Source organism: Rhodospirillaceae bacterium (assembly GCA_040219235.1).
In the GTDB taxonomy this organism is placed as follows: Bacteria; Pseudomonadota; Alphaproteobacteria; order Rhodospirillales; family Rhodospirillaceae; genus WLXB01.
Map to the genome: position 1 here is coordinate 107,743 of JAVJSV010000012.1, position 14,113 is coordinate 121,855.

Below are 14,113 nucleotides of genomic sequence, written 5' to 3' on the forward strand. Positions count from 1 at the left end.
GTGGCGGACGCTCCACTGATTCGTTTTCTTAAGAGTTCTGCATCCGTTTATGCAGTTATAGCTTTTGTTGCGTTCTCCGCAGGCCTTTTGATTGCAGCGCTTTTTTTTCCGACACGTGTTGAACGTGTTGAGGTGGTCCGCGAAATTCCAGTGCCCGTTCCACCTGTTGTAGATCCGACGACGCAGATGGTTTCATATGTGCCGGTAAACCCTCAAGATTTGCCAGGATGGAGGGATGATCAACTCAGTCAATCTCTACCGTCCCTCAAAAACGCCTGTGTGAGTTTTCAAAGTAGAGATGATTTAGAGACGGTCGGTCCCAATGGTTTAGGGGGAACAGTCACGGATTGGCGCGCGCCTTGCGCCGCCATATCTCTGGTCGCTCCCGGTGATGACGATGGTGTTCGTGCTGTTTTGCGCGATCTTTTTGTGCCGTATGCTGTGACTCCCTCTGACAACGAAACCGGAAAATTTACCGGCTATTATGAAGCCTCCTTAAGAGGTTCATACACACGTACCCAGAAATTCTCAGTACCACTTTATGCCCCGCCAAAAGATTTGGTTGAGGTTGATGCCCGCGCCTTCGGTCTCTCATCGGATGTTTCATCAATCATCGGTCGTGTAGACTCTCAGAAGCTTGTTCCTTACGACCCCCGCCGCGCCATAGAACAAGACCGTGATTTTGTGAACAGAGCTGAGGTCTTGGTCTGGGTCGATGATCTGGTCGATGCTCATCTGCTTCACATTCAGGGATCAGGACGTGTGTATTTCCCTGATGGTACAGAACGCCGCATCGGTTATGCGGGAAACAATGGACAGAAATTTCGCGGCATTGGTGGGATATTGCTCAGTGCTGGTGTGTTGGGCCGTGGACAAGGGTCCATGCCCTCCGTGGCGGAGTGGCTGCGTGAAAACCCTAAAGCCGGACGTACCTATATGGAAGAAAACCCGCGGTACATTTTTTTTCGTTGGATAGACGGTCCAGGGCCGATTGGGGCTCTCGGTGTCCCGTTAGAGCCAAAACGCAGTCTTGCCATCGATCCCCGGTATATACCCTATGGTGCACCTTTGTGGCTGGATGTCGATGATCCGGATGGTGAATCCTTGGATGGTTTGGTCGTTGCGCTTGATACAGGTTCAGCCATTAGAGGCCCCATTCGCGGCGATTATTTTTGGGGTGCGGGCGATGCAGCCTTTGCAAAGGCCGGGCGCATGAATTCCCAAGGGCGCTATTACCTTTTTTTACCGCGAAGTGTCCCTCCACCCTCACAGATTCCTGAAAAACCGTTATAGTGCACGCAGATAGGATAGCAGTGAGAGACTGAGATTTCGCCCAACAGTGATATTTCAGGGGTCGAGGGGATATGGCCGGGAAACCAGAAAATAAGCGCCGAGACCGAGCCTTATACGGGCGCTTGATGGAATCTTATCAAGCGGACCGCATCAGTATTTTTATCGACTTTGACCGTCTAAATACCCCGCGCAGTCCTGTGTTTAGCCCATGGGAAAATGTTGCGCCCTTACTGATCCTGTTGTTGTTATCCATGGCCGTGATGCTGCTGATCGACTTGCTGGTCGGAACGCTGGCCATGTTACTCGGCGTTTTGACGTACTTGTTTCTGGTGCGGCCCTGGGTCTCTCAACGGGTCTATCGTCGCGCCATCGATGCGGCGACAGATAATCTTCACAATTGGAATATTTTGTGGAAGTTGGGTGGCCTGGTTCTAACTTTAAACTATATGTCGAAAACCCGCTGTGTCTCGCCAGATGGCGATTGGCGCGCCTTTGTGACCCGCTATCTTCCGGAGATGGACGTCGAAGGTGTTGAAGCCTACGCCGAATTTAAGGACCCTCCGACCGAGGGGTCGCTTAAAGGTGTTATTCGCGAAGATAACATTGATATGTAAAGGGTACGTTTGGCACTTCATCAGATTTGAAGAGTAACGGATTACGCGTGTCCCGATTTAAAAAAAACAGATTACTAACCCAATCGGAATCAAACCTCTGGTCAAAAGCCATGTCCAAAGTGTCGCCGGTTAAGCGCCGCCAGGACTTGGTGTCTTTTGAGTATGATGGTGATCATGCAATCCTCTCAAAAGAAACCTTAACATCTACTTTTCTCGTCAGCAGCAGTGCCACGCCACGCGAACTGCGGGTCGTTAAAACTGACCGCGACGACACTAAAACCAACGCGACACACCCTACAAAACCCACCAATCCTGCTCATTCTATTCAGACGCTTGAAATTGGCCAAGTAGGCGGCACAGATCGCCGCACGGCCGATAAACTTAAAAAAGGCCGTATGGATATCGATGCACGTCTGGACCTTCATGGCAGTACTTTGGCGCAAGCACATTCACGTTTGTATGGATTTATCACGTCTGTTCAAGCCTCAGGCGCGCGGTGCGTTTTGGTCGTGACCGGAAAAGGGCGGTCCACTTTAGGAGAAATCGGTAAACTCAAAGCTGCGGTTCCGCGCTGGCTCAACGAGCCTGCTTTTCGGCCTTACGTCTTGTCGCTAACGTACGCCCAACAAAAAGACGGCGGAGATGGGGCCCTGTATATTTTGCTTCGTAAAAAAGGGAACTTGCGGTGACACCTTTTGGCGCCCGTTTACGCAAGCTGCGTGCAGACCGAGGCATGACACAGAAAACACTGGCCGACCGGCTCAACGTTTCCCCAGCCTATCTGTCTGCCCTAGAGCATGGCCGTCGCGGGCGTCCAGGACCCGGGTTGGTGATGGAAATCTGCGGTCATTTGGATTTGATTTGGGATCAGGCAGAAGATCTCAAGCGGTTGGCAGAACAATCTCATCCGAAAGTCACCCTCGATACCGGAGGGCTTTCGCCACGGGCAACGGAGTTGGCCAATCTGATGCGGCGACGCCTTCCAGACCTTTCAGACTCTGATCTTGAGCAGCTTATTACCGTGCTGAAAGGCATGGAGGAAAGTCGATAGAACTAGCTAATCGGGAAACTCGAAATTTTTCATTTCTTCCTAACTGTTTGACCTGTTCTTTTGACCTGTGTTTTTGACAAACGTCAAAGCGGAATCCGGGTGTTTTTCGGTATCTAAGTACCCAGTAATAAGAATTGTTCGCAAAAAATAACTGGACGATCTGCGGACTCTATGGTTAAGACTGAAAATCATTCTCAATAAAAATAGAACCTTTCACCTGAATTGAACCTTTGAACCGAGAAATGACACAAAACCCGGCCCAAAACCCGACCCTCACGCTCGATCACCTTCAGATTGGACGGCCTGGGCGTATTGCAAAAATCGGCGCGCCATGCGGGACAGAGAGTGATCCGCATTTGGAAGATTTGCTTCTGAGTCTGGGCTTTGAAGAGGGGGCTATGATCGAAATGCGACATCAAGGCGCGTTTGGGGGTCCTTTAGCGGTGTGTGTCGATGGCCGTATGCTGGCCATTCGCCCTGCTGATGCCAGCTATATTCTGGTTGAGCCTGCAGTGTCTCCTGCCTCAAAAGAGGCTCTCTAAAATATGGAAGATACTTTGCGTCTTGCGCTTGTCGGCAACCCGAACAGCGGCAAGAGTTCCCTGTTCAACGCGTTAACCGGTAGCCGGCAAAAAGTTGGAAACTATCCAGGCGTAACCGTTGAGCGTCGGGCCGGATTGCTTACAGCGCCGGATGGCCGTTCAATCGAGATTGTCGATCTCCCGGGCACTTATAGCCTGACGCCAAATAGTCCGGACGAAGTTGTCACCCACGATGCGTTGATGGGGACCAGTCAGATTGAACACGCGCCAGAGGCTGTGGTGTGTGTTGTCGATGCCACCAATCTTAGGCTTCACGTCCGCTTCGTGCTTGAACTCAAACGCCTTGGTATCCCGATTGTCATTGCTCTGAATATGATGGATTTGGCGGCGCGTGATGGCATCGAGATTGATCCAGGGCTTCTCTCCAAAGCGCTCGGCCTGCCGGTTATTCCAACCGTTGCAGTGCGGCGCTCAGGCGTGAAAGACCTTGTTGAGTCGTTAAACGCCGAGGCATGGAAAAAATTATGGACGGCTTATCCAAAGCCAGTGCGGGCAACAGATGCGCCGCCATCGGTGCGTAGTTTGCAAAAAGAAGCACGCCGCATTGCGTCTATTGCAACCGTTAAAGAAGGCGTCGAAAACGTTTTAACGCGCCGCACGGATGCAGTTGTGCTTCATCCGGTCATCGGCCCCGTGATTTTATTGAGCGTTCTGTTTGTGATGTTCCAGGCTGTTTTTGCCTGGGCAGAACAACCGATGGAATGGATCGACGCTGCTGTGGTTGGCCTGCAGCAAATTGTGTTGCAGTCCTTGCCGGATGGTTTGTTCAGAAGTCTTGTCGTTGATGGTATTCTGGCCGGTGTGGGCAGTGTGGTTATCTTCTTGCCGCAAATTCTGATTCTATTTGCCTTTATTATCGTTTTAGAAGCCTCCGGTTACATGGCGCGCGCTGCCTTCTTGATGGATCGTCTGATGACTTTGGCGGGCCTCAATGGTCGCGCTTTTATTCCGTTGTTGTCCAGTTTCGCTTGCGCCATTCCTGGCATAATGGCGGCCCGCACGATTGATAACCCACGTGATCGACTGACGACGATTATGGTCGCCCCGTTGATGACGTGCGCGGCCCGATTACCCGTTTACACGCTTATCATTGCGGCTTTTATTCCGAACACCACAGTGTTTGGCGGCGTTGGTCTCCAAGGCTTGGTTATGTTTGGGTTATATCTGGCCGGCATCGTCAGCGCGCTTGTTGTTGCTGGTGTATTGAAAAGAACCCTGACCAAAGGCGCACCACCACGGCTTCTATTAGAGTTGCCCAAATACCAAGTGCCCCATATCCGCGATCTCTTTATTGGCCTGGTTGAGCGGGCAAGATTGTTTTTGCGCCGCGCCGGAACCATTATTTTGTTCAGCATGATTTTGTTGTGGGGTCTGGCGTCATTTCCGGCCCCGCCCCCAAATGCAACAGAGCCCGATATCTTTTATAGCGCGGCGGGAAAAGTCGGTCGCGCGTTGGAAGTTGTGTTTGCGCCGATCGGATTTAACTGGGAAATCTCGGTGGCTTTGGTCCCTGGAATGGCGGCCCGCGAAGTTGCGGTTGGCGCTTTGGGCACCGTGTACTCGCTGAGCGGTTCCGAAGATGCCGTCGCGTCTAGCCTTGCGACGGTTTTACAATCAGCCTGGTCGCTGCCAACCGCCTTGGCGTTTCTGGCGTGGTATGTGTTTGCGCCTCAGTGCCTATCGACGCTGGCGGTCGCTCGGCGCGAGACCAACTCCTGGGGCTGGACTGTGTTTATGTTTGGCTATCTGTTTACGCTGGCTTATGTAGCGGCCGGGGCCACCTATTGGATTTCGCGCGCGTTGATTTAAGCCGTAAGATCCTGACCATCAATCGCCCGTGCTATAACAAACTTCGTTCTACAAAATAAACTTGCTGAGATCGCCCTTTTTGGCCAGATCACCGACCTGAGATTTTACCAGATCAGCGGTGATGGCAATGGTCTCGCCGCCGCGGTCTGTTGCCGTAAAGCTGATCTCTTCCAGAAGTTTTTCCAGCACCGTATGCAAGCGCCTGGCCCCAATATTCTCAACGTTCTGATTGATCTCTGCGGCCAGTTCCGCAATCGCATCAATCGCCGCGTCTTCGAATTCAAGTGTGACGTCTTCGGTGCTCATCAGCGCTTTGTATTGTTTGATCAGGCTTGCTTCTGTTTCCGTCAGAATACGGACGAAGTCCCCTTTGGTCAGGGCCTTCAACTCAACCCTGATCGGCAAGCGTCCTTGAAGCTCTGGCAGCAGGTCTGAGGGTTTCGCCACATGAAATGCACCGGAAGATATAAACAGAATATGATCAGTTTTCACGGTGCCGTGTTTGGTCGCGACGGTCGTGCCTTCAATCAGGGGCAACAAGTCTCGTTGCACACCTTCCCGTGAGACATCGCCTCCACGGGCTTCGCTATGTGCTGTGATTTTGTCGATTTCGTCCAGAAAGACGATGCCGTCGTTTTCAACACTTTCAATGGCGTCTCGGATGACGGTTTCTTCATCCAGCAATTTGTCGCTTTCCTCACGGATCAGAATGTCGTGAGAATCTTCAACGCTCATGCGTTTTTTCTTGGTGCGTCCGCCCATCATGCCGCCAAGCATATCGGTTATGTTGAGCATGCCCATTTGCGCGCCGGGCATGCCAGGGATCTCCATAGTTGGCATCCCGGCGGACCCTGTTTCGGTCAGTTCGATCTCAATTTCTTTATCGTTTAAGTCGCCGTTGCGGAGCTTGGTGCGAAAACTTTCCCGTGTTCCCGCGCTGGCAGAGTCTCCGACAAGAGCATCTAGCACCCGTTCTTCTGCTGAAAGCTCAGCCTTGGCTGTGACATTCTTTCGTAATTTTTCACGGGTCATGTGAATCGCGATTTCCAGCATGTCGCGAATGATGCTTTCCACATCGCGGCCAACATACCCAACCTCGGTAAACTTGGTTGCTTCAACTTTGATGAAGGGCGCCTGTGCCAGCTTTGCCAGACGGCGGGCGATCTCGGTTTTGCCAACACCGGTCGGGCCGATCATCAGAATATTTTTCGGCAGCACTTCGTCTTTCAGCGCGTCTGGCAATTGCTGGCGACGCCAGCGGTTTCTCAGGGCAATCGCCACCGCGCGTTTGGCATCATTCTGGCCGATAATAAAACGATCTAATTCGGAAACGATTTCCCGTGGGGAGAATGCGGTCATAACAGATTAAAGACTTTCAATAACAAGGGAGTCGTTGGTGTAGACACAAATATCAGCCGCGATGCCCATAGATTTTCTGGCAATCGCTTCAGCGTCCATATCATCTAGGTCGATCAGCGCCCGTGCAGCGGACAACGCATAAGACCCGCCCGACCCAATACCGATTAAGCCATCTTCAGGTTCTAAAACGTCACCTGTTCCGGTTAACACCAATGAGGTCTCTTTATCGGCCACGGCCATCATCGCTTCCAATCGGCGCAGATAGCGATCTGTGCGCCAGTCTTTTGCAAGTTCGACGCAGGCGCGGGTCAGCTGACCTGGGTATTGATCCAGTTTGGCTTCCAGCCGTTCAAACAGAGTAAATGCATCTGCAGTAGCCCCAGCAAATCCCGCAATCACAGAGCCGTCTGATAACCGCCGCACTTTTCGGGCATTAGATTTGATCACCTGCTGTCCCAGGGTTACTTGCCCATCCCCCGCCACAATGACGGAGCCCCCCTTACGCACAGAGAGTATGGTGGTGCCGTGCCAAACGGCGGCGTCGGAAGCCATAAAGAGTCCTTTTCAGGGGCGGGAAGAAGCAGGGTAATGATTAAAAGGATGGAGGTCCGGGATCAAGACTTCAAGGGCCGGACTAAAAAGGCCAACTCAAAAAAGAAAGCCTAAAAAGCTAACCCGAAAGAGTCAGCATCACAGGCGCATGATCTGATGGCGGTATCCAATGTCGAACAGCCGTCAAAACCTCAACATCATCGATCCTATCCTTTAATCCAGGAGTCACCCAGATATGATCAAGTCGTCGGCCCTTGTTGGTGGCTTCCCAGTCTGCGGCGCGGTAACTCCACCAGGTAAACACCGGATCGTCTTCGGTGGTCACTTCCCGCTGGGTATCAATCCAATTCAAAGACCGTTTCACCCGCTCAAGGGCGGCAATTTCGATTTCTGTATGGGTGATGATGTTTCTGAGTTTGGCATGATCCCAAACATCTGCAGGTAAGGGGGCAACGTTCAGGTCACCGGCCATGATCATGGGATCGCGAAACCCGTAGTTGCCAGCAAAATGATCTGACAGGGCATCAAGGTATCTGAGTTTGTAGTCAAATTTTGGATTAACGACGCGGTCAGGAATATCGCCACCCGCTGGAACATAAACGCAGTGAACACCAATTCCACTGGCTGCAATCCGCGCGAACACATGCCGCGCGTCGTCCCGCTCTGCCCAGGTAAATGTTTCGGTATCTGTTAGTGGTAGGCGAGAGAGAATCGCCACGCCGTTGTATCCCGGTTGGGCGGCGATCGCCTGATGGGTATAGCCGGTGGCGGCAAGGACATCGACTGGCACAACATCTTCCTTGGCTTTTAATTCTTGCAGGCAAATCACGTCCGGTTCCCAGCGGTCGATAACGCGAATCACCTGATCAAGCCTGCGCCGGACAGAGTTCACGTTCCAGGAAATGAGCCGCAAAGGCTGGTCGAAGTGAGGGCGTGTTGAGGGGGGCGCTGACATGGGCAACTGTATAAACGCTTTTATGCACTTGCCACGACAGCTTTAGAAGCTATCGGTAAAGATAGAGGCGCAGGACAGATCGGACGTTTTTCGGCGGAAACGTTGTCGGGTGAGCCACGTCAAAAAAGTAGCGCCCGACGTTGGGGGGACATCGGGCGCTGTCTTCTTCTGCTGGGCCGGTAGGGGAAACCGGGACACCAGCTCGTTGCCAACCCCTTGATTAAACAATGGGGTGCAACGCTCATGGGAGATATTTTGGGTCGTGCCGCGATAATTTCAATAGGAGTTCACCGCATATCAGCTATGCAAAATACACGCGGAACGGTTGTGAAGCATAAAATTGCCCTTTTTACAGGGCGTTAGAACCTGTTTGTCTCTCAATGGATGCCGGAAAAATTGTTGCGAAAGACTTCGATTTTTAGATTTTAACGATTTTTGTCGTCAAAAACGTCGGCATTTTCATAGCGAAAGAGGTTCGAGTCGAAATCGATACCGGTTTTTGTCTCAAACAAGGTCACCGTGATTTCCTGACTTTGGGTGTCTTTCACCCGCCATTGCCGCAACTCAAAAGGCCCATCGGAAAACACAAACGTAAGATCACCCGCAGAGGGGTCATCGGCGCGGGTAGCAGTAATTTCAATAACACCGGGTTGGCGCAGGATGTCTTTGACGATCACATCATCGTCCGTAAACGACCAGTCCGGCTCCAATAGAAAACCGGCAGGGGTGTCATCGATATCCAGGTAGCTGGGCTCGCCAAGCTCCAGGTCCACATAAATCACATAGCTGCCATCGGCGACGATCAAAATGGGTGTGGGTGGATCATAGGACAGACGCATTTTACCGGGCCGGTCCACATACAAGTCACCCTCGGCCACGCCGCCGCGGCCATCAATCTGCAAAAACCGGGCTTGCAGCGTATCAATTTTATTCAAATAGGCTGAGGCCCGCGCCAGCAACGCGGCATCGTCTTCAACTTCATTGGCAGATGAAGTTGATCCGATGACAAGCAGACTGGCTGCAATAAAGACCGACGACAATATTCTCATGAGCATTATCATGACGACAGCTTATGGCTGGATTGAGGCACGCGCGCAAGGCGCGAAGAAGGCAGGGGCGCAAGGCGCGAAGAAAGCGCCCAGCGTAGCTTAAGATTTACCTCTCGGCTGTTTCCGGCAGGAGCACTTCGCGCTTACCCACATGGTTGGGTTTACCAATCATGCCTTGGGCTTCCATATCTTCGATAATGCGGGCCGCCCGGTTGTAGCCAATTTGCAGATGCCGTTGAACGAAACTGGTTGAAGCTTTCTGTTCGCGCGCCACCAAGGCCACCGCCTGATCAAACAAACTATCCCCAGAGTCTGTGTTGCCGCCCATGCCTCCACTGAAGCCCGGCACATCGGACAGATCAGATGCGTCTTCATCGGTCACGGAGTCAAGGTATGAGGGCTGCCCTTGGTCTTTCAGATGCGTGACGATTTCTTCAACTTCTTCATCCGTTACAAAAGGACCATGCACACGGGTGACGCGTCCGCCGGCGGCCATGTAGAGCATGTCGCCCTGGCCAAGAAGTTGTTCAGCACCCTGCTCGCCCAAAATCGTGCGGCTATCGATTTTCGAGGTCACTTGGAACGAAATACGAGTTGGGAAGTTGGCCTTGATGGTGCCGGTAATCACATCGACTGAGGGGCGCTGTGTCGCCATGATCACATGAATCCCAGCGGCTCGCGCCATCTGCGCCAGGCGCTGCACGGCGGCTTCAACGTCTTTCCCGGCCACCAGCATCAGGTCGGCCATTTCATCTATAATCACCACAATGTAGGGCAGCGGCGTCAGATCTAGTTCTTGTTCCTCGTAAACCGGTTTACCGGTCTCCATGTCAAAACCGGTTTGCACGGTCTTGGTCAGAACTTTGCCCTTTTTTGAGGCTTCCTTCAGACGCTGATTATATCCAGCAATGTTACGCACACTCAGCTGGCTCATGGCACGGTAGCGATCTTCCATCTCACGCACCACCCACTTTAGGGCGGTGACCGCTTTGCTTGGTTCGGTTACCACCGGTGACAACAGATGCGGAATTCCGTCATAGACAGACAGCTCCAGCATCTTCGGATCGATCATCAGAATGCGCACGTCATCGGGTGTATGACGATACAACAGCGACATGATCATGGTGTTGATGGCGACTGATTTGCCGGAGCCGGTTGTTCCTGCAATCAACAGGTGAGGCATACGTGCAAGGTCGGCATAGACTGGGGCCCCGCCAATGTCTTTGCCCAAAGCCAACGTCAGCTTGCCATCAAACTTATCGCAGGCTTCAGAGGAGAGCATTTCACGGAAGTAAACGGTTTCGCGCCGTTCATTTGGCAGCTCAATGCCAATCACACTGCGTCCTGGTACCACAGCAATACGCACGGCAACTGCGCTCATAGACCGCGCAATATCGTCAGCGAGAGAGACAACGCGTGCGGTCTTTGTACCGGGAGCCGGTTCTAATTCATATAGGGTGACCACCGGACCAGGCCGGACTTTGACGATCTCGCCATTCACGCCAAAATCTTGCAGCACGCCTTCGAGCATCTTGGCATTGCTCTCTAGCGCTTGGGTGTCCAACTGCGCCGTTGTTTGAACGCGGGGCATGCTCAGAATGTCCAGCGGTGGAAGTTCAAATCCTTCCGGGGTTGCGGGTAATAATGATCCCTGCCGTGCGGCCAGTTCCTTTTTTGAGGGTTTGCTGGCTTGCTTACGCGCAACAACAATTTCTGCGTCTCTCGCCGATGCGGGCGTGGGTTGGGCAACATCTTCATCGTAGATGTCATCCTCGTCAAAGTCGTCATGTGTCAGTTTGGGCTCAATCCGTTCGCGTTTTTGCACCGCAGGTGGTTTGTCTGCTGTTGTCTTGCGGGCGGCGCGTCTTGCGGCCCGTTCCACCGCGCGTTTAGAGTGTTCGCTGCGCAGGTTACCAACCAAAGCCATCACCCAATTCATGGATCGTGATGCCTCACGCCGAACCCACTGGGCCGATGTTTTATAAGCTGAAACAGGGATCGTCGTAATCCATTGCAACAACGCAAGTCCACCGGCGAGGCCAAGGAGCACCGCAAGCCACTTCAAGCTCTGAACCGCCCCGATGCCGCTCAGCGACGTCGTGATCAGATCAAGCAAAATGTGTCCTGAAAAGCCACCAACGCCTGCGGGCAGCGCCCAGCTGCTTGGCTGCGAAAAGCCAGCGAAACCGATGGATAGCAACAGCGCCGCAGCAGGAATGGACACCAGGCGCAGCCACATCCACGACACGGTTTCTGCCCTCAGAACCCGTGTCCCCCAGGCTGTAACAACAATCACCGGAACCATCGCAGCCAAGCCAAGAGACTGCAAAATGGCATCAGCGAATACAGCGCCGGCATCGCCCAGCCAGTTCTGAACCTCGGCATTGGTCGCCGCATTCAAGGAGGGATCCATGGAACTGTAGGTCAGCAACGAAACCAGGGCCCCGAGCGCGACGGACAAGATGCCTAACCCGGCGACGGCCCATAGGGCACGCCGAATGGCAGCCACCATGGAGGGCGGCAGAAAGGGTCCGGTCTCTATCTGCGTTGCTGACGTGGCCATAGCGCTCAAACCTCTTTGGACAGAATATGAAATAGGGTCGATAAAGCTGTTTCGTTTTTATCCCGGTCATGAACCAAGGCGACACGGATGTACCGATCCCCGGGGCTCACGCCATCGGGGCCTGGACGGCTGAGATACGCACCGGGCAAAACCTTAATCCCACCGTCTTGCCAAAGTCGGCGTGTCGCAGTCTCGCTGTCGCCGACATCAAGCCATTGGAAGAACCCGCCCGCAGGTTTTTTGAAACCGAAATGGGTTCCAAAAATACGCGCGGCGTCATTGAACTTTTGTTGGTACTTTTGGCGATTTTCAATCACGTGCATTTCGTCTCGCCACAGCTCTGCCGCCGCCGCCATCACTGGCAGTGGTTGCACCGCACCAGAATGCGACCGCAGTTGACTGAACTTCTTAATCAGGTCTGGATCTCCGGCGATAAACCCGGCACGTAAGCCCGGTGCGCTGGAGCGTTTCGACAACGAGTTGAATACTAAAACATTGCTCAAGCCGTTGCCGAGACTGGCGCAGGCTTGCAGCAATCCCGGCGGTGGGGTGTCGCCGTAAATTTCCGAATAGCATTCGTCGCCGACCAAAACAAAATCGTGTTTGCGTGCCAGTTCAATGGCGCTTTTCAGTTGTTCTAAAGATGCGACAGAACCTTGCGGGTTGGCCGGACTACACAGATAGGCCAACGCGGTACGCTTTAACACGGCCTCATCAACGGCGCCAAAATCAGGCAGAAAATCTGTGTCTATTGTGGCCGGCACGAAAATTGGGTTCGCGCCGCACATAACAGTCGCGCCCAGGTATACTTGGTAAAAGGGGTTGGGCATCAACACAGTCGGCTGCTGCCCGGCCTTTTGGCGCGGCACGGCAAGTTGAGCTGCCATAAACAACCCTTCGCGTGTACCTGCTACGGGCAAGACATGTTCATCGGGCGTGACGAAACCGTCTGGCAAGCCGTAACGTTTGGTCAGCCAATCGGTAACGGCGGTCCTGTAGCTCTCAGTCCCGGCGGTGGGGGGGTATTTGTTCCAGTCCTTGGCGTGTTTTTCCAACGCACTAAAAATCAGGTCTGGGGCCGCATGTTGGGGTTCGCCAATGGACATGGCGATCGGCGTGACACCATCGGGCGGTGACACGTCCGCCAGCAGCGCGGCAAGGCGCTGAAACGGATAATCTGTCAGCCCATCCAGTTGGCTGTTGTACATCCTGTCACTCGTCCCAAAGTGCCTTGGCCCTGCTGTATACAGGCCGCGGCGTCCCAATATTGAACCGGCCTGAAAAACGCCGGTCGAACCGGCCTGAAAAACGCCGGTCAAGCCGGCCTAAAAACAGGCTTGGTGTCCCTCACCTGTGCAGAGTCACCTGCAAAGGTAAACGTGAGGTTAACGAATTCGATTTTTACCTTAAGAGTCAGGGGGTTGGAAGATGATTCTCAACGGCTCTCTTAATTATTTAATGGCCAAAAGGTCCGGTTTTGGAAGACTCACATATCGGCTGTCGCTTGAGGCCACTTGCGTCGATAGTTTAAGCACCACATCTCAGTCTAATATAGCGCGCTCAACACTTTAAGGTCGCACACCTATGACCCAACCTCCCCCACAGCATATTCTTGTTTTTGGCGCGACTGGCGGCACCGGCAAAGCCTTTGTTGAACAAGCCTTAGCGCACGGCCATCGCATCACGGCTTTTCTGCGCGACCCCTCTAAATTGACCCCACACGACAACCTGACCACCGTTCAGGGGGATTTATTTGATGCCGAGGCCGTTAAAGCGGCAGTTTCTGGCGACCACCAGGCTGTCTTCACGGCGTACGGGTTTTCCAATAAAGAGCCAGATACCAAGCATCAACGCGTTACCCAGGCTGTGGTGGATGGCATGAAAAAGGCCGGGGTTGCCCGTCTCGTCGCGGTCAGTTCCATGGGGGCGGGCGAGTCCGCGGGCATTGGCCCCTTTTGGGTCAGATTTGTCGCCAAGGTTATTCTCAAACATATCATTCCCGATAAAACCCTGCAGGAGAACGTGATCAAGAACGCGGGCCTCGACTGGACCCTCCTGCGTCCGCCCATGTTGGTCAGCAAATCCGCCACCGGGCACTACACCGTGTGGGAGGGTCAAAAGCCACCAAGTAAAGTGGCCTGGAAAATTGCCCGGGCCGATGTCGCTGCTGAGGCCCTCCGTTGTATCGAGACAGGGGATCACGGCCATAAAGCCCTGCAAATTTCATGGTAGATTAGGGTTTTAAAGGAGTTACGGGGTGAACGGT

Annotated in this window: 13 protein-coding genes; 7 read left to right on the plus strand and 6 right to left on the minus strand. The window is 53.3% G+C overall.

Annotated features, from left to right (window positions below; genetic code table 11):
* From RIC29_10755 to RIC29_10780, 6 genes are all read left to right on the plus strand, one after another.
* The gene (locus RIC29_10755; GenBank protein MEQ8735394.1) at nt 1-1,293 is read left to right on the plus strand and encodes an MltA domain-containing protein; all 1,293 of its coding nucleotides are present in this window, start codon (nt 1-3) and stop codon (nt 1,291-1,293) included.
* Between the two features lie 71 nt (nt 1,294-1,364).
* The gene (locus RIC29_10760) at nt 1,365-1,907 is read left to right on the plus strand and encodes a hypothetical protein (protein MEQ8735395.1); all 543 of its coding nucleotides are present in this window, start codon (nt 1,365-1,367) and stop codon (nt 1,905-1,907) included.
* A 110-nt stretch (nt 1,908-2,017) separates the two neighbouring features.
* The gene (locus RIC29_10765; protein MEQ8735396.1) at nt 2,018-2,596 is read left to right on the plus strand and encodes a Smr/MutS family protein; all 579 of its coding nucleotides are present in this window, start codon (nt 2,018-2,020) and stop codon (nt 2,594-2,596) included.
* Nucleotides 2,593-2,958, plus strand: a complete 366-nt coding sequence (locus tag RIC29_10770; GenBank protein MEQ8735397.1) for a helix-turn-helix domain-containing protein — start codon at nt 2,593-2,595, stop codon at nt 2,956-2,958. Before RIC29_10765 ends, RIC29_10770 begins: the two co-directional genes overlap by 4 nt.
* 242 nt (nt 2,959-3,200) lie before the next feature.
* Complete coding sequence (locus RIC29_10775; protein MEQ8735398.1) at nt 3,201-3,500, plus strand: FeoA family protein; 300 nt, start codon at nt 3,201-3,203, stop codon at nt 3,498-3,500.
* Between the two features lie 3 nt (nt 3,501-3,503).
* A complete protein-coding gene (locus tag RIC29_10780) occupies nt 3,504-5,369 on the plus strand; it encodes a ferrous iron transporter B (GenBank protein ID MEQ8735399.1) in 1,866 nt (621 codons plus the stop codon).
* Nucleotides 5,370-5,417: 48 nt separating this feature from the next.
* On the opposite strand, the gene hslU is transcribed toward RIC29_10780, so the two are convergent.
* From hslU to RIC29_10810, 6 genes are all read right to left on the minus strand, one after another.
* A complete protein-coding gene (gene hslU / locus RIC29_10785) occupies nt 5,418-6,728 on the minus strand; it encodes an ATP-dependent protease ATPase subunit HslU (protein MEQ8735400.1) in 1,311 nt (436 codons plus the stop codon).
* A 6-nt stretch (nt 6,729-6,734) separates the two neighbouring features.
* The gene (hslV, locus tag RIC29_10790; protein ID MEQ8735401.1) at nt 6,735-7,280 is read right to left on the minus strand and encodes an ATP-dependent protease subunit HslV; all 546 of its coding nucleotides are present in this window, start codon (nt 7,278-7,280) and stop codon (nt 6,735-6,737) included.
* Between the two features lie 118 nt (nt 7,281-7,398).
* Entirely contained in the window at nt 7,399-8,235 is an 837-nt protein-coding gene (locus RIC29_10795; GenBank protein ID MEQ8735402.1) for an exodeoxyribonuclease III, read from the minus strand.
* 425 nt (nt 8,236-8,660) lie between these two features.
* Nucleotides 8,661-9,284: an outer membrane lipoprotein carrier protein LolA gene (locus tag RIC29_10800; GenBank protein MEQ8735403.1), complete on the minus strand. Its 624-nt coding sequence runs from the start codon at nt 9,282-9,284 to the stop codon at nt 8,661-8,663.
* A 106-nt stretch (nt 9,285-9,390) separates the two neighbouring features.
* Complete coding sequence (locus tag RIC29_10805) at nt 9,391-11,847, minus strand: DNA translocase FtsK 4TM domain-containing protein (GenBank protein ID MEQ8735404.1); 2,457 nt, start codon at nt 11,845-11,847, stop codon at nt 9,391-9,393.
* 5 nt (nt 11,848-11,852) lie between these two features.
* The gene (locus tag RIC29_10810) at nt 11,853-13,055 is read right to left on the minus strand and encodes an aminotransferase class I/II-fold pyridoxal phosphate-dependent enzyme (protein ID MEQ8735405.1); all 1,203 of its coding nucleotides are present in this window, start codon (nt 13,053-13,055) and stop codon (nt 11,853-11,855) included.
* A gap of 376 nt (nt 13,056-13,431) precedes the next feature.
* On the opposite strand from RIC29_10810, the gene RIC29_10815 reads away from it, so the two are divergent.
* A complete protein-coding gene (locus tag RIC29_10815; protein MEQ8735406.1) occupies nt 13,432-14,079 on the plus strand; it encodes an SDR family oxidoreductase in 648 nt (215 codons plus the stop codon).
* Nucleotides 14,080-14,113: the final 34 nt, after the last annotated feature.

Bases quoted from the DNA above. Each gene is read 5' to 3' on its own strand.
- RIC29_10760 (MEQ8735395.1), top strand. From the start codon at position 1,365: ATGGCCGGGAAACCAGAAAATAAGCGCCGAGACCGAGCCTTATACGGG.
- RIC29_10765 (MEQ8735396.1), top strand. From the start codon at position 2,018: ATGTCCAAAGTGTCGCCGGTTAAGCGCCGCCAGGACTTGGTGTCTTTT.
- RIC29_10775 (MEQ8735398.1), top strand. From the start codon at position 3,201: ATGACACAAAACCCGGCCCAAAACCCGACCCTCACGCTCGATCACCTT.
- RIC29_10780 (MEQ8735399.1), top strand. From the start codon at position 3,504: ATGGAAGATACTTTGCGTCTTGCGCTTGTCGGCAACCCGAACAGCGGC.
- hslU (MEQ8735400.1), bottom strand. From the start codon at position 6,728: ATGACCGCATTCTCCCCACGGGAAATCGTTTCCGAATTAGATCGTTTT.
- hslV (MEQ8735401.1), bottom strand. From the start codon at position 7,280: ATGGCTTCCGACGCCGCCGTTTGGCACGGCACCACCATACTCTCTGTG.
- RIC29_10795 (MEQ8735402.1), bottom strand. From the start codon at position 8,235: ATGTCAGCGCCCCCCTCAACACGCCCTCACTTCGACCAGCCTTTGCGG.
- RIC29_10800 (MEQ8735403.1), bottom strand. From the start codon at position 9,284: ATGAGAATATTGTCGTCGGTCTTTATTGCAGCCAGTCTGCTTGTCATC.
- RIC29_10805 (MEQ8735404.1), bottom strand. From the start codon at position 11,847: ATGGCCACGTCAGCAACGCAGATAGAGACCGGACCCTTTCTGCCGCCC.
- RIC29_10810 (MEQ8735405.1), bottom strand. From the start codon at position 13,055: ATGTACAACAGCCAACTGGATGGGCTGACAGATTATCCGTTTCAGCGC.
- RIC29_10815 (MEQ8735406.1), top strand. From the start codon at position 13,432: ATGACCCAACCTCCCCCACAGCATATTCTTGTTTTTGGCGCGACTGGC.